The 21,171-nt window shown below is 34.8% G+C and carries 13 protein-coding genes and 1 pseudogene (1 of these 14 only partly in view); 3 read left to right on the forward strand and 11 right to left on the reverse strand.

Annotation, left to right across the window (positions count from 1 at the left end):
• Positions 1-734: pseudogene (locus EDD63_RS11560) on the forward strand (ISL3 family transposase); the annotation flags it as partial.
• A 165-nt stretch (positions 735-899) separates the two neighbouring features.
• On the opposite strand, the gene EDD63_RS05580 reads toward EDD63_RS11560, so the two are convergent.
• The 7 genes from EDD63_RS05580 to gnpA form a co-directional block, all read right to left on the reverse strand.
• Complete coding sequence (locus tag EDD63_RS05580; RefSeq protein WP_134169331.1) at positions 900-1,805, reverse strand: N-acetylglucosamine kinase; 906 nt, start codon at positions 1,803-1,805, stop codon at positions 900-902.
• A gap of 16 nt (positions 1,806-1,821) precedes the next feature.
• Positions 1,822-2,916 (reverse strand): ABC transporter ATP-binding protein, encoded by a 1,095-nt coding sequence (locus tag EDD63_RS05585; RefSeq protein ID WP_134169333.1) that lies wholly within the window; start codon positions 2,914-2,916, stop codon positions 1,822-1,824.
• A gap of 8 nt (positions 2,917-2,924) precedes the next feature.
• The gene (locus EDD63_RS11565) at positions 2,925-3,095 is read right to left on the reverse strand and encodes a DUF6903 family protein (protein ID WP_166667557.1); all 171 of its coding nucleotides are present in this window, start codon (positions 3,093-3,095) and stop codon (positions 2,925-2,927) included.
• A 9-nt stretch (positions 3,096-3,104) separates the two neighbouring features.
• Complete coding sequence (locus EDD63_RS05590; protein ID WP_134169335.1) at positions 3,105-3,974, reverse strand: carbohydrate ABC transporter permease; 870 nt, start codon at positions 3,972-3,974, stop codon at positions 3,105-3,107.
• Positions 3,975-3,985: 11 nt separating this feature from the next.
• A complete protein-coding gene (locus EDD63_RS05595; RefSeq protein WP_134169337.1) occupies positions 3,986-4,879 on the reverse strand; it encodes a carbohydrate ABC transporter permease in 894 nt (297 codons plus the stop codon).
• Between the two features lie 46 nt (positions 4,880-4,925).
• Positions 4,926-6,269, reverse strand: a complete 1,344-nt coding sequence (locus tag EDD63_RS05600) for a carbohydrate ABC transporter substrate-binding protein (RefSeq protein ID WP_134169339.1) — start codon at positions 6,267-6,269, stop codon at positions 4,926-4,928.
• A 138-nt stretch (positions 6,270-6,407) separates the two neighbouring features.
• Entirely contained in the window at positions 6,408-8,570 is a 2,163-nt protein-coding gene (gene gnpA, locus EDD63_RS05605; RefSeq protein WP_134169341.1) for a 1,3-beta-galactosyl-N-acetylhexosamine phosphorylase, read from the reverse strand.
• A 260-nt stretch (positions 8,571-8,830) separates the two neighbouring features.
• Between gnpA and EDD63_RS05610 the strand changes: the two genes are divergently transcribed.
• Positions 8,831-9,685, forward strand: coding sequence for an AraC family transcriptional regulator (locus tag EDD63_RS05610; protein ID WP_134169343.1), 855 nt, complete (start codon positions 8,831-8,833; stop codon positions 9,683-9,685).
• A 139-nt stretch (positions 9,686-9,824) separates the two neighbouring features.
• Here EDD63_RS05610 and EDD63_RS05615 read toward each other — a convergent pair whose 3' ends face one another.
• Both EDD63_RS05615 and EDD63_RS05620 read right to left on the reverse strand, forming a co-directional pair.
• A complete protein-coding gene (locus tag EDD63_RS05615) occupies positions 9,825-12,494 on the reverse strand; it encodes an FIVAR domain-containing protein (protein ID WP_134169344.1) in 2,670 nt (889 codons plus the stop codon).
• Between the two features lie 11 nt (positions 12,495-12,505).
• Positions 12,506-14,002 carry a DUF4874 domain-containing protein gene (locus tag EDD63_RS05620; RefSeq protein WP_166667558.1) on the reverse strand — a complete coding sequence of 499 codons (1,497 nt, stop codon included), beginning with the start codon at positions 14,000-14,002 and terminating at the stop codon, positions 12,506-12,508.
• 158 nt (positions 14,003-14,160) lie between these two features.
• Between EDD63_RS05620 and EDD63_RS05625 the strand changes: the two genes are divergently transcribed.
• A complete protein-coding gene (locus tag EDD63_RS05625; RefSeq protein WP_134169348.1) occupies positions 14,161-15,033 on the forward strand; it encodes an AraC family transcriptional regulator in 873 nt (290 codons plus the stop codon).
• 49 nt (positions 15,034-15,082) lie between these two features.
• On the opposite strand, the gene EDD63_RS05630 is transcribed toward EDD63_RS05625, so the two are convergent.
• Together EDD63_RS05630 and EDD63_RS05635 are read right to left on the reverse strand one after the other, a co-directional pair.
• Complete coding sequence (locus EDD63_RS05630) at positions 15,083-20,125, reverse strand: discoidin domain-containing protein (RefSeq protein WP_134169350.1); 5,043 nt, start codon at positions 20,123-20,125, stop codon at positions 15,083-15,085.
• A 330-nt stretch (positions 20,126-20,455) separates the two neighbouring features.
• Positions 20,456-21,171 carry the 3' portion of an endo-alpha-N-acetylgalactosaminidase family protein gene (locus EDD63_RS05635; RefSeq protein ID WP_134169352.1) on the reverse strand. 6,091 nt of this gene lie beyond the right edge of the window, so the window shows 716 of its 6,807 coding nt (coding positions 6,092-6,807); the start codon falls outside the window, past its right edge; its stop codon occupies positions 20,456-20,458.

The raw sequence follows: 21,171 nt of genomic DNA on the forward strand, positions 1-21,171 counted from the left end.
AGCACCATCTCAAAAGATATTTCGAGAAAATCCCTGAAAATGAGCGATTAAAGGTCAAATATGTCACTATGGATATGTGGCTAACCTACAAAGATTTCACTAAACAATACTAAAAAAATGCTATTATAGCAGCTGATCCATTTCATGTCGTTAAAAACTTAATGGAGTGTTTCACTAATATTCGCTTAAATATTCTTCGACAAGTTGAATACGGTAGTGACGCATATCATTTACTAAAAAAATGGAAAGATCTTCTTGATAAAGATTGCAACTTAGACAACGAACCAAGATATAATAGTCGTTTTCGTCAGAAACTAAATAAACGGCAATTACTAGAAATGACATTAGCTATTAGCGAGAATCTTGCTCAGGGATATAAGTTGAAGGAAATGTATAGAAATTTTAATCAGAACGGTACATCCGAAAACTGTGAAGAATGGTTTGATGCTTTACCAATTGCATTTAAAGATTCTACTATTAGTGAGTATGAGCCATTTATAACCTTACTAACTAACTGGAGAATAGAGATACTCAATTCTTTTAAAAGACCTTATGATGATAACCGAAAACTCTCCAACGCACTATCCGAAAATGCTAATGGTAAAATTAAAATCTACATCGCTATATCTAGAGGAATCTCAAACTTTGAACGATTTCGAAAGAGAATTCTATTTGCATTAAATAAAAAAGTATATTACTCGATAACAGATAAAGTTGATTTACAGTCAAAATAACCTCACAAAAAAAAGGAAGTATTTCATCACCATATTTGGTATGAATACTTCCTTTATAAGATGTGTAACCACACATTAAGTGATAGTCCTATTTTCAAAAACCACACATTAAGTTACATTACCCAAAAAAAACCAATCTCATGTATAGAAATTGGTTATTATAATTTAGCGTAGATATGTATCTCTAGCACCAACAAAGGCTCCATAGGTTGGACCATTTACCGGCTCTACTAAAGTGAGTGCTGGTAGCAATTTTGCTTTAAACGCTTGCTTCATTTGTTCAGCATTCCATAAACTTCCACCATAACTTATATTTGTGATGCCTGTTTGTGCATATAAGGTATTTGCTAGAAGTGCTAAATCCGTTGCTGCCTGTTCAAATATTGCTAGTGCAGCAGGATCTTTTTCCTTTGCTAGTTCATATACATCTAATGATAGTGATGCAAGTTTCTCACGTTTGTTTTCTAGTGTATCAGAAACAAAAGAAATTATATCGTATGGGCTAGTAAACTCATATTTATTCATCATGTAGGTATAAAGGAAGGTTTGTTTTTTACGCCCATCTGCTTGTTCGCTAAATTCCTTTAACAACATTTTACCAACTGCATAAGCGCTTCCTTCATCACCAATTTGATAGCCCCAACCACCACTCATCGTAAAGTGATCTTTTGCTTTTGCATAAGCGATACTTCCAGTTCCTGCAATCACAAGAATTCCATCCGCACCATCGAATGCCCCAAATAAAGCAACTTGTCCATCATTGAATACAACAAATGGAACATCACCAAATGCTTTTTTACATACTTGGTCGGTCTTTTCTTGCATCGGGGCATTACCACCATAGCCACCTAGACCCAATCCAACATAAAGTTGGTAAGCTTCATCTTTTGGAAATTGCTCTTTAATAAAGTTAAATCCTTCTTTTAAAAGTTCCACCGATTCAGCTTCACTTTTTTGCATGATATGTACACTACCTAGAGTGATTGAAGCTAGTTCTTTACCATTTGCATCATATCCGGCAAAGTGTGTTTTTGTGCCTCCACCGTCAATTCCAATAATATATGTTTTCATCCAGTTGACTCCTAAATTATTTGTCAATTCTCAGTGTTGTATCCACATCAAAGAAATGTACTTTTCCTAAATCAAATGTTAATTTTGTTTGTGAATGTGATTCAATTCCTAAGCGAGTTGAAACTTTCGCAATTAATGGTTGATCATAAAATGTACCATGTAAAATACTTTCATGTCCTAAAAGCTCACTAATATCTACTTGGAAGGTAAAACTTGCACTTGGATAGGTTCCTTCTACAATTCCTTCTGAATAAATATCCTCTGGGCGAATTCCCATAACAACTTCTTTACCTTCATAATCCTTAATATCTGAATCGAATTTTTCTGGTAATTCCATATGTAAATCCCCGATTACAAAACTATTATTTTCAATACGTCCATGTAAGAAATTGGTAGCTGGACTTCCCACAAACCCTGCCACAAACATGTTTGCTGGATTGTTGTAGATTTCTTTTGGTGTTCCAATTTGTTGGATATACCCATCTTTCATTACGACAATGCGTGTTGCCATTGTCATCGCTTCTGTTTGGTCATGGGTAACATAAATTGTTGTCGCACCAACACGTTCATGTAATTTGATAATTTCTGAACGCATCGCTACACGTAATTTTGCATCCAAGTTACTTAATGGTTCATCCATCAAGAATACTTCTGCATTTCTTACAATTGCACGTCCTAGTGCAACCCTTTGACGTTGTCCACCCGATAACGCCTTTGGCTTACGGTCTAAATAATCTGTAATTTCAAGAATTTTTGCTGCATCGCGTACACGTGCATCAATTTCAGCTTTTGGTACCTTACGGATTTGTAGACCAAAGGCCATATTGTCATACACACTTAAGTGTGGATACAGTGCATACGATTGAAAGACCATGGCGATATCACGATCTTTAGGTAATACATCATTCATCTTTGCTTCATTGATGAATAGTTCACCTGATGTTATATCTTCAAGACCGGCAATCATACGTAAAGTTGTACTTTTCCCACATCCTGAAGGACCAACAAAGACGATAAACTCTTTGTCTTTTATTTCCAAGTTGAAATCAAATACCGCTTGGACATTATTATCATAAATTTTATTTATATTTTTTAGCTGTAGTGTTGCCATAGTTCCTCCTATTTATATCGACGATTGTATAGATATAACAATCCAAGTAAACCGCATAATCCAACAAGTTGTACGAGTAGACCTGCATACCCTATATGTTTTTGTCCTACAATCACCATGGTTAGTGAAGCAATAAAGGTACAAATAATTAAAATTGTTTTAAGTGTTTTATTTTCCATATGTAGCACCTAATCCTTTAATCCACCAAGGGTCATCCCTTGTGTCAGTTTCTTTTGCACCATAATATATAGGATCAATGTTGGTAACATAACAATCACAAGTCCTGCATACATCGGTCCATAATTTGCTGCTGCTTTTTGCGATTGCATCAAGTTGATTAGACCAACTGGTAATGTTTTACTTGCTCCTGGCATCAAAGTTAAAGCAATAATGTATTCATTCCAGAAAGACAAGAAGTTAAATAGAATTACCGTGATGATACTTGGCTTTGCCATTGGAATCATTATTTTTACCATCGTGCGGAAATAGCCAGAACCATCCATATACGCTGCTTCTTCATACGCTTTTGGTAATGTTCTAAAGTAACTTGTTAGTAAGTAGATCGTAAATGGTAGTGCAGTAGCTGCATAAATAATAGCTAACACCACAATGTTATTCAAAAAGATTCTCTGTCCTATAATTTGTGAAATCCCTTTATCCCAACTTAATAACATCAGGAAGATTGGTACAACAATATAGTTCACGTTAATGAATAATCCACTCATAAATCCAAGGTTTACAATTTTCTTTCCTTTAAAGCGGAAACGCGCAAGTGCATATGATGCAGGTAAAGCAACAACCAACAAAATCAGAAGACCCAATCCTGTTGCCACAATGGAATTGATGAAGTACTCACCCATATTCGCTTTATCAATGGCATCAATAAAGTTTTGGAAATGAAGGCCAATCGGCATTGTCCATGGACTACCATAGAATTCACTATTTTGTTTCACCGATGCTAGAAACACCCAAGCAACTGGCACAATAATAGAAATCGCTAATGTAAATAAGGCTACATATATAAAGATGCGATATAAACGATTTGTTTTTTTATCCATAACATAACCTCCTAAAATTCCATGTCATCACGTAATGTGATTTTATTTACTACTGCACTAAGTACAAATGAGAAGATAAAGACAATTGCTCCAATTGCCATACCATACCCATATGTTGCATTATCATATGCTTGACGATATAAGTAGCTTAAGAATACTTCACTTGCTCCATTTGGACCCCCACCGGTCATAACTTTCACAAATAAGAAACTTAAGTTAATTGAACTAATAATATAGAATGTCAACGTTGTTCTAATATTCCCCCAAATCAATGGCAATGTGATTTTAAAGAATTGTTGAACTTTGTTTGCTCCATCCAGCGATGCACTTTCATAGAGGTGTTCTGGAATACTTGACATACTTGCCATATACATAACCATGTAGTATCCAATTGCCTGCCAAATCATCGTTCCAATCACTGCATAAATTACGATGGATTGATCTCCTAAAAATTTAATTCCTTCCCAATTTTCAGGCTTAAATAAACCAATAATACTATTTAATAATCCATTGCTTGGATCATAAATTGCACTAAAGATAGAAGATATTACAACGACAGATAATACGTTAGGTATATAGAAAATAACTCGAAAGAAGTTTTCTCCTTTTACCTTTTCTCTTGTAAGAATTGCCGCAAAAACCACCGCGAATATAAGTGTAACAATCGCAACCAATACAATAATCAGAATGGTGTTTTGACACGATCTAATAAAGTTCATATCTTTAAATAAAATAAAGAAATTGTTTAATCCGACAAACTCTTGATTTGCGGATAATCCTCCCCACTTCAACAATGACATTCGAAATACATTTAATGTAGGGAAGACCATAAATACCGTAAATAAGATAATTGCTGGCGCTAAACACAACCAAATAAATCGTCTCTCTTGTTTTTTGTTTTTCATACGTCTTCCTTTCTTAAAAAAATAGCGGTGTTGCCACCGCTACATTTTATTTGTTTGCTTCAACAACTTTTTTAAGCCCAGTTAGGAATTCATCATACCATTGATCAACCGTTTTGTCTTTTGTCATTACTGAGTTTACGGTTCCATATAAGATTCCTTCTGCACCTGTTAAGTCTACACCTTCCACTTGGTTTTCAAGTGCTGCAAATCCAACTGCGTTAGCTTTTGCACCATTGTCGTAGATTGAGTAGAAAATTTTATTAATGTCATCATCTTTAATGTTGTCAGATGCGTTAACTGTAGGCATTACAGCAGATTTTCCTTTTGTGTAGAATAATGTAGCTGCTTCATCTGAGTAGCAGTAAGCCATGAATTTTTTAGCTAAATCAACATTTTCTGCACCTTCTGGAATGTACATTTGTTCTGTGAATGTAGTTGAGTAAGCATCACCATCAGCAGTTACTTTTGGTAAAGCCATCATTCCCCATTCAAATCCTTCAGCTCTTGGTGCATCTTCCATTTCACCTGGTAACCAAGTTCCATTAGGAATAAATAGTGCTTTGTTGTCTAAGATTGCTTGTTGGTTTTTCGTGAAGTCAGTTCCGTTAGCTTGTGCTACAGTGTTTGGTTCAATGTATTCAGCAAGTTTTCCAACGATTTCAAATGCTTTTTTCGCATCTTCACTTTCCCAAGTTTTTTCATCATAGTGCATCATTTTGTCATATGCATCTGGTCCAGCAGTTTCATTTAATAATGCAGAGAAGAATGCATCAAAGTATCCAGTTGTTGGGTATGTAAATAAAGCAATACCTTCTGCTTTTGCTTTGTCTCCTAAAGCAAACATTTCATCCCAAGTTGTTGGTACTTCCCATCCTTTTTCAGCAAATAATCCAGCATTGTAGAACAATCCACATGGTGAATAGTTAAGTGGTGCTAAGTATAATTTACCATCATCGTAAGGACGTAAGTTTAATGCATCTGTAAATCCAGGAATGATGTTTTCTTTTACAGTTACATCTGATCCAGGAATTTTCATGTCTAATAAATCATCAATTGGTTGAATTTGTTTTTCTTTCACCATCGTGTCAGTTAATCCACCTTGTGCTCCAATTGATAGGTAGATAATATCAGGAATGTCTTCACCAGCTTGGATTCTTGGACGAAGTACATCTGAGATGTTCTTTTCGAATTCCAATTCTACCTTTACACCTTCGATTTTCTCAAATTCTTTGGCAACTGCTTCCCAACCGCCAGTTCCAAATCCACCATCAAGTCCTGCAATTTTAAGAACTTTTTCGTCTGTGTCAGCTTCTTTACCAGAACCTCCACATCCTGCTAATGCTGTTAACATCACAGCACTCACACAGGCGAACTTCATAAATTTTTTCATTGATTCGTATCCTCCTTTTATTGTGTCAAATCAATCATCTACTTAAATCATAGTGCAAGTTAAGCGCTTACACCATACAAGATATTGTCACGTATTTTATATATATTGACTAACGCTTTCAATATCTCTAAAACAACATTAGACCGTAAACCATTTGATTTCTGTTGGTTCCAATTCTACTTTGTGGGTTTGGCCATTTGTTGTAAAAACCGTTGCTTCTTGTTTCTCATATGTATTGTTTACCACACAGTAACTACTTGTTGATGGATACATATTTACTTCCACATTGTAGTTATCTGCATACCACTCTTCAATTTGATCTTCTTTACCAGCTGCATAGAACAAACTACGGTATAAAAGTCTCGTGTTTTCAAAGTTAAATGGTAATCCACTCATGTAAACTGCACGTCCTTTTCCATAATTATGCACTGCCAAGTTCACACTTTTTCCAGTCGTCTTAATTACAGTTGTATCGCGATCAGCATATGCAAATTGCACCTTATTTCCAAAGTTAAGCGTCTCTGGTAAACCTTTTGTAATGAAGTGTTCATGCTCATCCCAGTTATACTTGTCATGAGATAGGGTGAATCCAACTTCTTTATCTACACCAAGCACATCATATAATTGGAAATAGTGTCCTTCTTTTTGATATGCACTAGGATCTCCAATTCCGATAAATCCATTTCCTTGGTATATATATTGACGTATTTTTGTAACGATCGCTTCATTTTTCCAGTATTCTCCTCCCGAGAATGATGTATATGCATCACCAACGTTTAGAATCACTCCTGGAGTATCAAGTACATCTTGACGTTCTAGTAATTCATCAAAACTGATGAATTCGATATCTACTGGCAAACCACTTAGTGCTTCCAAATATCCTTCATAACCATAGTTGTCTTCGTATGGAATGGCATGATGTACCATGTGTGCACCCCATGAACGTAATTTTCCATACGAGTTAAGTACATATACTTTGAATGGTACACAGTATGGTTGTACTTGATTAACTTTGTCATACAATTCACGGAATTCATCAGCAACTTCTTTAACATAGTCGATAAATTCTGGGAACTCCAATGCTAGTTTTAAGTATCCACCATAACCAATACGGTCAACTGGTTTTCGTAATATCGCACGTCTTGCAGTTACCCAGTTCACTTTTGCTTCATGTAAAGGATCGCCTCCTTCATGGAACGTATCTGGGAAGAAGTATGGAAGTAATCTTCCTTCTGTATATTTCACACCTGGAATATCTGAGATGATTCGTAATGTTGAACCATTTCCTACACTTCCTACAACTGCATCCAAGCCAACTTCTTTAAAGTATTTACCATATGGCTCTGTACCAATCCAGTGATCTCCTAAGAACATCATCGCTTCTTTGCCAGCTTCATGTGTCGCATCAACAAATACTTTCATTAACTTACTAACTTCAATTTGTTGGAACTCCATGAAATCCTTGAATTCTTTGGTTGGAATGACAAACTGTGAATTGTAAGTTCCTTTGTTAATAATGAACTCTGGTCGAAATGGATAGCCAGCCCATGCTTCAAACTTTTCTAAAATATAAGGAGAAACACTTGCGTTATAGCCAAACCATTCTACAAATGATTCACGCGCTTGTTCATCAAAAATCAATGTAAATTGATGGAAGAATGTTGTAAATCGAATCACATCAATTTCTGGATTTTCTTTTAAGTATCGTTTGAACTTATCAATCACATACGCTTGCGTCTTTGGTTGACGTACATCATATGTCATTTGATGTTCTTCATCTTTCCAATCATTGGTAATCGCATTGTACATATGTACAGGATCCCAAATAATGTATGCTAGAAAGCTTACCGTATATGCATGAAATGGTATAGCGTTACGAATTACCACTTCCTGTGTTGCTTCATCATAACTCCAATCTTCAAAGGCTACGATTTCACCAGTTGTACGATCGATGACTTCCCACCACTTTGACATGTCATCATTTGTATTTGGTTGTAATAAATCTTTGTAGATATATTTCATGATTGAAATTCTCAGTTCATCACTACTTGCACTTTCAAATTGTGACATGATGTATACTTGTTGAATTTCATCTGGGTTTTTTCTTGCCCAGTCATTATCTTTTCTTGTTGTATAATACGTTGCGTATTTTTTTACATCCAGACTTTTTAGTTCATCTGGCATGACGGTTCCATCGCAATCCCGTATCGCATCTCCACCCCAATAGTCTATGATGCGAACGGTTTCACCGATCATATCGATATCTGTAGGGACGGTCAGTCTCCCTTTCTGTTTGCTCACAAGATCTCCTCCTTTGCCTTACATCCACATCATACCCAAAGCACTTTTTTTGTACAAGAGGGCAAATTGTAAGCACTTACATTTTTTATCAATATATATAAAATCCATAACGAAATAATCGTTTTTTTTCACTTTTTTAGTTATGTTGCGAACTTTTCAAAAAAATGAATAATTTTTATTTTTTCTTTTTTAACGTTGTAAATTCATATTTTTCTATCTACAATGAGATTGTGTAAAGGTTTTATTCTAGGGAGGTTATTATGAGTAACAATCGCTATCAAATCATTCGAAAACAACATGAAAAAACGAAGCTTGTTCTTCGTTATATTACGCATGCACAAAGGGGTTCAGATTGGCATAGCGTAAAGCATGTCCATGACTTTACAGAGATATTTTTCGTCGTGAATGGCAAGGGACGTTTTCTAATCGATAATGAAAGTTTTAGTACATACAGTGATGATGTTGTCATCATCAGTTCCAAAATTCCACATACGGAAAGCCCAATGGAAAATGAAGATTTTGAATACATCGTATTAGGTGTTGAGGGTTTAGAATTGCAAGATCATAATGGCAATAAATTAGTACGCCAAGTCTTTAATTTAAATAGTGAACATGACAAAATGATGTTTTATTTAAATGTACTGTTACAAGAAGTAGAACTTAAAAACGAACGATATGAAGCCATTTGCCACAATATCTTGGAAGTGCTAATCTTTCTAATCATTCGCAGCAATGATAAACAACTTTCCTATCGAAGTATTACCAAAGGGATGAAAGAATGTGAAATCATTGAAAACTATATTAAAGCAAATTATCATAAAAATATTACACTTGATGACCTAAGTGAATTAACGTATTTAAGTAAATTTTATATCAGTCATGCATTTAAACGATATAAAGGAATATCACCGATTTCCTACTTAATTCAAACGCGCATACAGCACGCAAAGAAGCTATTAGAGAGCACAAATAAATCAATGGCACAGATTGCTACAGATGTTGGCTTTGTCAGTCAGTCGCACTTCTCACAAACATTTAAACAAGAAACAAATCATACGCCATTTGAATATCGAAAACTCTCACAAGAACTCAAACAAGATACAGATCGTCAATAATGCAAAAAGGTACAGTTAGCTGTACCTTTTTTGTTCTTATTTGAAGTAAGACACACAAAAACCCATGTATTTAACATGGATTTTTATGAAGTCAGTATATTTATTATCAAGTTAATATATTAACTAAGAGGGCTTTATTTTACTTCTTTACTTTCTTTTGATACCCAAAAGTAAGTACAAATGCTGATGCAAGTAACATCAATACCCATACACCTGTATTGGTAGTATCTGAAGTATCTGTTCCTGTTGTTGGTTTTTCTTCATTACCAGGAGCGATATTTGGTTTTTCTTCATTTGGTTTTTCACCTGGTTTTCGTAATTGATTAATTGCATTTGTAAGTTCTACTTTTGCTTGTAATACATCACCTGCAGTTGCACTTGGATCACTTAAAACAACTTTTGCATCTGCTAAGGCATCTATGAATACTTTCCATGTTTCTTTAGTGTAATCTGCTTCTTTTAGTTTTGTGCAGTCATCAACAAGATCCTGTAGTTCTGTTTTATCTACTGCTTCATTACTAACTAAACGACTTACCGCATCCATTAGTGCATCATATGCAAGATCAATTTCACCTTGTAATGCTTGGTTGTTAGCTAAAATTGTCTTCGCGTTTTGAAGTTGTGTATGTACATCATTCCATGATGCTTGTGTATAATCCGCTTCATGAAGCGCTTCTACTGCACTAACAACGAACTGTAGTTTTGTCTTATCACCTAAGCGAACAAGTGCATCCATCGCTGTTTCTAGCGCTGCTGTAGCTGCATCAACTGCCTCTTGGCTTTCTGGATTTGCTACTACACCATTTGCATGTGTAAGCACGTTTGTTAGCTTCTCAACACTTGCAGTTGTATATAATGTTTTATCCAAAGCATTTGCTTTTGCGATTGCTTCAGTAAGTTTATCAGTTTGAATTGTTGGTGTTGTTTGTTGTTCAATAATATCCAATGTTGTGCGAATATCTGCTTCTAATTGATTCACTTTCGCTTGTGTGTTACGTGCAAGTGTATCTTGATTCTCAGCAAGTAACATATGCATCTCTAGTAATTCAATCACTTCTGGATCTGCTTTTAATCCACTTCCTTGTTTTTGATTTTCAAGAACTGTTTTTGCTTTGGCAATTGTTGCTTCTAAAGAATTACAATCCACTAAAGCATCACCTTTAATTAGTAATAATTGTAACTTAGTTGCTTGTTGCTCTGATGCACTTCCTTTCATATCAATTTTAAAAGTATCTGATACAACTTGACCTTGTGTTGTTAAATCAAAGGTTTGACCTTCTACTTCATGGATACTATTTTTCCATGGAATCGATACATTGTTTGTAATTGGTACCCATTGATCACCTTTTTTTGCTGAAATTGCGATTGTTGATACCCCATGTGATTTTGGTTTGTCTGTTAAGATCAATAATTCTTTAGCATCAATTGCTTGATCAAAAGTTAGATAAATCGATCCATCAAGTGCACTACCAAATTCCTCAAATGTTACGCCCGTTCCTAATTGGCCGTCGATTAAATTTTCTAATTTCCCTTCTTTAATCGTTACATTTTCTGCTTGGATTTCCACCTTTTTAGAAAGTTCATTTTGGCTTGCATAGAACGTTTGAATTTCATTATTAAGCTTTGCTAGTTCTGCTTCATAATCCGCTTCACTTACATCAGGATTTGCAGCAACAACTTTTGCTTGTTCTAATACAGCAAGCAATGTTTGTACACTTGTAGTACTAAACTCTCCGTAATTATCCCCAATTAATAATCTACGTAAGTTTTTCTCCATTGCATCAACAACGGCATTTAATTCACCAATTTTACGAACAAGTTTTCCATTTGGCTTAACTAATCGCATATTGATTTTTGTTGAACCCCATTGTGCATATCCTGCATTTACTTTAATTCTAAATTTTGTAGTTTGTACTGCTTTTTTAAGCGTATAAACTAGATTTTCTTGTGCTTGTACACCTGCTTTTGTTTTCCAAGCAAATGTTACATTTTTTTCGAGTGATTTCCATTCGCCATCTTCAAAGTATTCAAAATCTGCGTTTTTAATTCCTTGACTTGTTGGATACCAACCAATCATTTCGACGCGATCGATTTCTACAAGATTTGTATAGTCATATACGATATATGCATTTTTCCCCGACAAATCACCACCAGGTCCAAAATCAATATCATTTGCATCTGGGTTACTCACAAAGTAATCCATCTCTCCTTTTTTTAGTGTTAAGTTTTCAAAACTTACTACTGGTTTTGTCATTCCCGATGTAGCTGCATCATCAATTTTTGGTGCAATTACATGCATACATGTTTTCTTGCTCCATCTTGTGTTTACACCCAACACAACAATACGAATATCTGTTGTTGTAATTGGTTGATGGAAGTATTTTGTAAGTGTCGTTGGCCCACCAACACTACCATTTGCATAGGTAACTGGTGTTTCTTCTAAATCTACCCATTGGTCTTGATCTTTGTATTGTACTTTATACTTATTAATCCCTTGTTGATCACCCCACCAACCAGTGAATGTTACACCAATAAACGTTTCCTCTTGATCATATGCATACGCAAAATACGCATTTCCTTCACTCATCAATTGTTCATCCACGAAGAAATTAAAATCTTTCTTGTTTTCTAAATTCACTAAATTTTCATACATACTTGGTGTTGTATCTGAATTTAAAGTAATTCCATTTGTACTAATTATTGGCAGGTTATCTTTTGCTAGAACTTTAGCATTTCCCTGTATGATAAACATACTCAATAAAAGGACTGTCGCAATTATACATTTCCCAATTTTATTTATGTATTTCATTGTGAACCTCCCTACTTCAAGATGCCAAGGACATTGTTTCCTTGTACATAATTTAAATCATTGGCAAATCGAATCGTCGTTCCATCTTCCACTTCTGCGCGAATTGCTACCATATATGGTTTTGATGCGTCTGGTCGTGTAAGTTGTACGTTAATTTGCTTATTACCCGGCTGTAATTCACTTGCCTTGCACATACTTGTTGCATCTACAACAGTTCCCTTTGCATCAAGTAATACAAGTTCCATCTTTGTGACTTTGTGTGGTGCAGAAAATCCGTAGTTAGCAATATCTACAGACACATTTACAACATCATCCTTTACTGTTGCTGTTGCACTTTCCACTTTTAAATAGTATCCTAAATAATCACGTAAATATTCAAACATGTTTCGTGGAATGTTGTTCCCATCAGCATCCATAAACCATGCTTCATCGTAAGGTAAATCATATGTATCTAAAATGGCTTGGTTCACATATTCGTGTTGCCACTCTGCCATACTATATGTTTTTCCTTGTTCTTTATTTTGTTCTTTGTAGTTATGTGTCATAGACAGTGAAGTAAAATGATGTTCTTTCATACGTTGTGCAATTAAATATGCATTAATTGCTTTACCACCTGTATAATATCCATTCGCACTTCCCCAAATCATTTCTCCATCCACGAGAAGTTGTTTGGATTCTTCTGTCATTTTCTTCCACTTTGTCGCATTTCTATCTGCTCCTGCAGTATTCCAAGAGTGTAGTACACCAATTAGAAAGTCATCATGGAATGCTACTCGATTATAATCTTCACTTGTATTAGGCACATTATTTTCTTTAATGTATGAATAACGTACTTGTACTTGCATATCTTTTGGTGTTGCTGCTAATACTGCATCCATTACCGCCTTATTGTCAATACGAGACATCGCACCTGAATCCCATTCTCCCCATGCACCAACAATTCCTGCTTGGAATACATGGATTTGATCTTTATGTTCTTCAATGAATGGTTTTACTTGCACCATATGACGTTGAATTTGAGCAAGTGTTGGTTCTTGCGATGTTGGATTTGAATCATTTGAAACATATGCAAAACGGAAAATTGCTTTAAGATCATGTTCTTTTAGCTTATCAAAATAAGCATTCATGTTTTTAAATGCATTATCATCTAAGTCTTTATCCTTATATCCAGTTAGATAAAAATACACTTGAATCAATTTTGGATTATCTGACTTGTATGTTGCAATTTCATTTTCCAATTGTTCAATTGCATCTACTGTTTTGTACTCAAATAAACTCTTATTGGTTTCCACATTGAGATACACTTCCATTCGATATCCACGGTTTGGATTCTCTTGAAGCAACATGCTTTGATTTCCATCTAGACTTTTCACATTGAAGTCATATGTTTTTTCTTTTGGAATCAAACTTCTCTGATTTAGTAAAACATTTGTGGAGATCATTCCACCAATTAATGCAAACACTAACATTCCTAGAACGAAGTATTTGCTTCTTCTCAATTTGTCCACAGACGTACCTCCCTTTATGATTACTCTCATCGTAACATTTACACTTTTTTATTTCTTACGCAATAAAGATGAGTATTTAACAAACGTATAAAATATGGAACCGTAAGCGTTTACAAATTCTATATTTTAGGTAATAATTATATTGTGAGGGAAATACTATGGATAGAAACGATACACAATTGGAGCATACATTTTTAGAACAACTACAAGGGAATTTAATACATAACGCTCTAATCCAACACTTACCAGAAAACTATCATTTTGGACCACATACACATCGAAATATAGAAATCTGTGTCGTTCAAAATGGAGAGTGTGATATTATCATCAATGGAAATCGAGTTACCGTACATAAAAATGAATTTATTGTTTTATTTCCACATGTAATTCATAGTTTTCAAGTAAAAGAAAATACAACATGCACATTTATGCAAATGCATTTTTACTTGGAACACTTTGAAGCACTAAATTCAAGTCTGAAAAAAGATTTGAAATTTATGCAATACCTATCCAAGAAAAGTAAATTGTATATTAAAGCACCAACAACTCATCAAATTCAAAACTGTATGGAGCGTATTACAGAAGAAATGCATCATAGACATAGTAAAGGGAATGTCTTATCCAACTTATACATATTTGAAATAGTACTCTTGTTATCTAGAGAGATGGAACCTAATTTTCACAATCAACACAGTGAAGAAAACTTACATGTCGCAAAAGCGATTCAATACATTCATGAACATATTGAAGAACGTCTACCGCTAGATGAAATTGCGTTATATTGCAATATAAGCAAGCGACATTTAACCGATTTATTTAAACGTTATTTACGTATCACAGTAAATGACTATGTACAAATCACCAAACTAAATTACATCATGGATTATATGTCCGACCATCATACAAATTTGACTGAACTCGCATATCGGTATGGATTTAGTAGTCCACAATACTTCTCAACAATATTCAAGCGTATTGTTGGTGTAAGTCCTAAGGAATTCTTAAAGATGAAATCTGTAAAACACAACTGAATATTTCATAAAAAGATCTCTACGGCTTTGTAGAGATCTTTATTATTACTTATTTCTTTTTCATTTTTCTTGTATAGCCAACCCCAATCCCTAGTGCAGATAATGCAAGTAACATCAGTAATACATTTATATTTGTTGTATCACCTGTGTCTGTACCATCTGCTGGTTTATTTGGTTTTTCAGGTGAAATACTTGGCAATTCTTTACTTGGTTCTTTTAGTTGGTTAATTGCATTTGTAAGTTCAACTTTCGCTTGTAGAACATCACCAGCTGTTGCATTTGGATCTTCTAAAACTGTTTTTGCTTTTTCTAAAGCATCCACAAATACATTCCAAGAATCTTTTGTGTAATCAGCTTCTTTTAGTTTAGAACTGTCTTCAACAAGATCTTGCAATTCATCTTTTGCAACTTCTACAGTGCTTGTTAGTTTACTTACTGCATCTAATAATGCATCGTATGCAGCATCCACATCACTTTGTAGTGCTTGATCATTTGCTAATACGACATTCGCTTTTGCAAGTGCATCTGCTACAGCTGTCCAAGTTTCTGGCGTATATTCACTTTCATCTAACACTTCAACGATATCAACTAATACTTTTAACTCAGCTTTATCTCCAAGTTTTACAAGTGCATCAATTGCCGCTTGTAAGTTTGCAGTAGCACTATCTAGTTGACTTTGTTTGTCTGCTTCATTAAGTGCTTTCTTTGCTGCATCTAGTGCAGTTTGTAAAGCATTTGCTGTTTCTGTAGTGTATTTACTTTGATCAATTTTCTCTGCTTTTGCAATTGCATCTGCAAGTTTTGTCGAATCAAGTTTTACACGAACAAGCGCATCTTTTGCAGTAGTATATGCATCTGTAACACTTGCAATTGTTTCATCTTCAATATCCAATACATGTGACGCTTCGATTAATGCATCATATGCATCTTTGTAATCTTTATAGCTATCTGCAGTAAAGTATTCTGGATCTTCTAATGTTTGTTGAGCTACAAAATCTCTAAATGAGTTGTAATCACCAATTGGTTTAAGTTCTTGGAAGAAACGAAGTTCAACAGCAGCAGCATGTTTTGCTTGTACTCCATAATCACTTAATACTTTGATTCGTACTGCTGAAGAAGTCACAACATCATCAAAGTAAATCATTTGTGCACCACCATCATTGATTGTACCTGTTTTTACATCAACCCAATTTCCTTCATCATCTTTCACTTGAATCAAGTAGTCTTTCATGTTTCCATTTGTTTTTGCAGTACGTCCAGTGTACTCCATAGAATCAAATGATAGTTCTTCACCAAAGTCTAAAGCAATCCAGTGATCACGTGGATCTGGGTATGCTGCAGCCCAGTTTGAGTGCCACAATGTATTTGTTTTTCCATCGATGGCAAATTTTGCTGGTCCTTCTGTTTGTGATTTTCCATATTCAGAACTTGCTGTTGCAGTCCAATCTGTACGATCTAATTCTTTTGTTCCTTCAAGGAGTAAACCTTTGAATTGATTTTGTGCATCATCGTATCCAACACTCACATTTTTAAATGTAAGATTTCCAATGAATCCACTAAATTCTTTACTACCAACAGTAACTTTTGCATTTGGATTTGTTGGTAGTGATGCATCTGGTAAATAGATTGAGCTATGTAAATTTCCATCTACATACACTTTACATAAACCATTTAGTTCTCTAGCTACAGCTACTGTGTGAATTGCATCGTCAGCAACTTGTCCCACATATTTTGTTGTTGTCGTTGTAGGTACATACTCTGCAGTTCCTACTAATCCATGTTCAAGATCAACTACTTCAGTAATCAATTCTTTTGAAGATAATGTTTCTCCATTAATTGTAGTAACGATATATCCTTCATCATCAATTGCGACTGTAAGTCCATCTTGATTGTATACTACGGCATTCTTAGATGCTGTTTTTAGAATAAATGATAGTCCAAATTCACCAACACCGTCAAATGTGTTTGTATCTTTTAGCTCGTATGCTTTTTTATTCAATCCAAACATCGGAATATCTGCACGTGATAATGATCCTTGAATAACATCAGCATCATCTTTAAAATCATCTGTTGTTGTTAAGGCTGCAACTACATGATCTTCATATGCTTTTACTTCTAATGTATCATTTGCTGTGTTTCCTGCAATATCAGCATATGTCACTTTCACTTCGTTTGTTTTTGCTAATGGACTATCACATACAACACGAGCAGTACGGTAATCTTCTAGTAAAGTTATTGAACTAACTTCATTTCCTTTAATTGTTACTGTTAGTTCATCTGAAATACGTTCACTAAAACGAATATCTAATGTTTTATCATCTGTATTTCTAACAACTTCAATTGTTGGTGCTTGACCATCTTGAATTCCATATTGGTATGCAACCATTTCATATGGCGCAAGTTTTACAGTTACACTATCTCCATAAGAGATTGTTTTATCATCTGCTTTATTTTTGTATGGACAGATCTGTGTTTGTTTCACACTTTGTACATCTGTAGCTACACCAGCATTTCCATCATATGTGAATGTATACTCTTTTTCTGATGCTGTTGGGTTTCTAAAGTATACAATTCCTTGATTTCCATCCCATGAAGAGTATCCATAAATTCCTTGTTTTGATTTTGGTGATGAACCAAATAGTTTAGCTTTTTCTAAGATTTCTTCATTTGCTTCTGCAAACTCTAGTACATCAGCTGTTACTTTCCATTTTGCATCATCCATCATATCAGGAGAGAAATATAATTCCCAGAATGCAGTTCCACGCATTGCATTCGCAAACATGTAGTCTCTGAATTCTTCAGTATTCATTTTTACTCCTGCTGCATTTCCATAAATTGGATCATGGTTGTATACATTTTTCAGTGGGAATTGGAAGTCTCCATCCACTCCATTCACAAAGTAAACATTATCACGACCAGAAATCATTTTTGCTGATTGTGTACCACCATTCGTCGCATCACTAGCTAAGTCTCCAGCATTTTGTTGCCAAACAGTGTTTACCCATTGTAAGTGCCATGGTGAAGGATTCACATAACAAGTTGCATTGATAAACAACCCTTTTCCTTCCGCAGCTCTTTGTGCTCTCATCGTTTCAAACACATCAATCCAACGTTCCCATAATTCACTTGTATAGTACATGTTGTTGTCTCCACCAACCATGTGTTCACTTTCAGCATCTGTACTTGGTCTTGATGCAAATCCATCAAGTTTCCAGTAATCAATATCAAAACGTGCTTGGTAATCTACAAATAGTTTTTCTAATAAATCAACATAGTTTTTCGAACTAACATCAATTGCCTTTTTCAAAGCAGCGTTATTGTTTACATATCCAGTTCCTTTACTTTCAAGGTACTCTGAGAATGTTTTATTTAATTCGTATCCACCTTGAGGTCCTAACCATAATCCAAATGTCGATGCAAATTTCTTTGTCATTTCCATTGATGGATATAATTCATTCGGGAATTTATCATTGAATTCCCAGAATCCAGTACGGTTGTATGAGTTTCCTGAACGACCTACATCGATTCCAGTATATGTTGGATCGTTGTAGTTATTCCATCCATCATCAACTACATAAGAATCAAGTGGTTCTACACCATTTTGTGACAATCCTTTTTCTGATGCATAGAAAATACGTTGAATACTTTCATCTGTAATTCCCATACGGTTTTCATACCAAGAATTGTATTGTGTTCTAAATGTTGTTTTTGTTGCGATTGTATCAATGTATGCAAAGAAATCAGTTTGCACAACATTTTTATCTGTACCCACTGCAGCACCAACTACATTTGGCCATGTTTGATAACTACCTTCACTTAATGCACCTTCTGCTTCTAATTGTGCAATACTTTTTCCAGAGTAGTAACGGATTTTCATTGTATCTTTTACAATGTTTGTATCTGTTGCTGGGAATTCGCTTCCAAAGAACATTCCATCTGCATAAATTGGTTGCCCAAGTTGCATTTCTGGAGCTAAGAAGTTATATGCACCTTCTGCTACATAGTAACTATCTGGACGACTCCATACTCCTTCAACTGTATTATCCAACACAAAATGATCCATTTCGATGTAGTCAATTCTTGCTTTTTCTTTATCATCGGCATTTACGCGTACAAAACTACGCATAAAGTAATCACCATCTAGCATTGTTACATGGTATGAGAATGTCCAGTTTACACCATCTTTTTTGTATGGTTTATACATGAATGCAAGTTCTTTACCACCTTGAATTTCATTCACCTTAACTTGATCAATTGTTAAATTTGATGAACGAATTACACTATCTTCTTGTACTGCTTTTTCATATGTATCTTCATACAAACGAACTTCTGCCATACAAAATGATTTTGACCCATATACATCTGATTTTTGAATCAAACGTACATAACGTGCATTTTGTGGAGTATCAAAGTTAGCATATACTAAATCACCAACATTGTATAAGTTACCTACTTGGTGAATATTGTAATCCGCTTTCGTGAATTCACCTTCTCCTGCTGCAGTCCAAGTCGTTCCATCATTACTTGTTTGAACTTCATATTCACCAACAGTTCCATTCACTCCCCAACTTGCATTTGTACTTCCTTGACGTTTTTGTAATGAAAATGATTTGAATTCTTTTTGTTCTTTCAAATCGATTGTCACTACATAAGGAAATTTATTTCCTACGTAGTAATCAATATCTGTTGCATCATTTGCATCAAGAAGTGCAGCTGCATCTTTTGAACCTGTACCATCATTCGTTGCAATCGTTGCTGACCAACCAGTTCTCGATAACTCTTTTACTGGTTTTACATCTTCGACAACGGTTCCGCCAGAAATAATGTTTACTTCAAAGTCATTTGACTTTGTCGCCGGTTTTAATTGTTTATTAATTCGATGGTTTGTAATATCTATCGTATTTACATGCCCATCTTCAATTTTAAAATTTCGTGTAAGGTATTCATTACCGATACTTGCCTTATCACTTTCATTTGTTACACTCACTGTCGCGCCAGTTTCCTTGTTTAGCGTTTTCTCAGTTTGTGGAAATAATGAAACAATACAGCTCAGTAACAACCCAAGTACCAAACTCTTTTTTATTATTTTCATTTGAACCTCTTTCCTTTACATACTACATGCACCCATATGTCGCCAATGATTGAATCTGTTTCCCCGCAAATACAATCACTTTTATTGACCTTTTATCAAAAACAAACATCACCCCCGCTTACGTGTAACCGCTAACACTTTATATTTTCATTATATAATTTTGAAAATAAAATGTTTTATGGTTTTTAAGCAATGTTTTGCACTTTTCAGTTTGTTTTTTTAAAAAATAGGACCAACGCAATCGTCAGTCCTATTTGAAGCGCACAATAACAATTGATTTTGACTTCTTTCTATTTTTTGAAGTTATTTATTTTTATTGCGACACTAACTTTATGCTTTTTTTCTTTTCTTCAAGCCGTATGCAACTGCAATACCAGATAGTCCAAGCAATGCGATTAAACCAACTACATTTGTTGAATCTCCAGTGTTTGATCCTCCGTTATTATTGTTTGGTTTGTTAGCTCCGATACTTGGTAACTCTGTTTTTCCATCTACAGCAACTAATCCATTGATTGCCTTAAGTAAGTTATCATGTGCTGCATCAATTTCTGCTTGTGTTGCATTTGTGTTTGTTAACACATCTTTAGCTTTATTTAATGCATCTACATAATTTGCCCATGAATCTTTTGTGTAGTCAGTTTCTTTTAACTTGTCACTATCTTTAATAACAGTTTCAAGTTTAGAAGAATCTGTGTTTGTATCATCGACTTTCACAAGACCTTTCATTGCATTTTCAAGAGTAGTTTTTGCAATATCTACTGCTTGTTGTGTTGCATTTGGATCTGCTACTACTGTTTTTGCATCTGCTAATGCATCTTTAAGAACAGCCCATGAATCTGCAGTATAATCTGTTTCAGTTAATGCTTCTGCATTTGTAATTACAGTTGTAAGTCCAGTCTTATCAACAACTGCAACTGCTACTAAATCATCAATTGCACTTTCTAGTGCTGCTTTAGCATCATCTACTTCTTGTTGTGTTGCATTTGTATCTGCTACTACTGTTTTAGCATCTGCTAGTGCATCTTTAAGAACAGCCCATGAATCTG

This window comes from Breznakia blatticola (assembly GCF_004365815.1).
Lineage (GTDB): Bacteria > Bacillota_I > Bacilli_A > Erysipelotrichales > Erysipelotrichaceae > Breznakia > Breznakia blatticola.

Coding starts and splice junctions, on each gene's coding strand:
- EDD63_RS05590 (WP_134169335.1), bottom strand. CDS start 3,974: ATGGATAAAAAAACAAATCGTTTATATCGCATCTTTATATATGTAGCC.
- EDD63_RS05610 (WP_134169343.1), top strand. CDS start 8,831: ATGAGTAACAATCGCTATCAAATCATTCGAAAACAACATGAAAAAACG.
- EDD63_RS05580 (WP_134169331.1), bottom strand. CDS start 1,805: ATGAAAACATATATTATTGGAATTGACGGTGGAGGCACAAAAACACAC.
- EDD63_RS05585 (WP_134169333.1), bottom strand. CDS start 2,916: ATGGCAACACTACAGCTAAAAAATATAAATAAAATTTATGATAATAAT.
- EDD63_RS11565 (WP_166667557.1), bottom strand. CDS start 3,095: ATGGAAAATAAAACACTTAAAACAATTTTAATTATTTGTACCTTTATT.
- EDD63_RS05630 (WP_134169350.1), bottom strand. CDS start 20,125: ATGAAAATAATAAAAAAGAGTTTGGTACTTGGGTTGTTACTGAGCTGT.
- EDD63_RS05615 (WP_134169344.1), bottom strand. CDS start 12,494: ATGAAATACATAAATAAAATTGGGAAATGTATAATTGCGACAGTCCTT.
- EDD63_RS05595 (WP_134169337.1), bottom strand. CDS start 4,879: ATGAAAAACAAAAAACAAGAGAGACGATTTATTTGGTTGTGTTTAGCG.
- EDD63_RS05625 (WP_134169348.1), top strand. CDS start 14,161: ATGGATAGAAACGATACACAATTGGAGCATACATTTTTAGAACAACTA.
- EDD63_RS05600 (WP_134169339.1), bottom strand. CDS start 6,269: ATGAAAAAATTTATGAAGTTCGCCTGTGTGAGTGCTGTGATGTTAACA.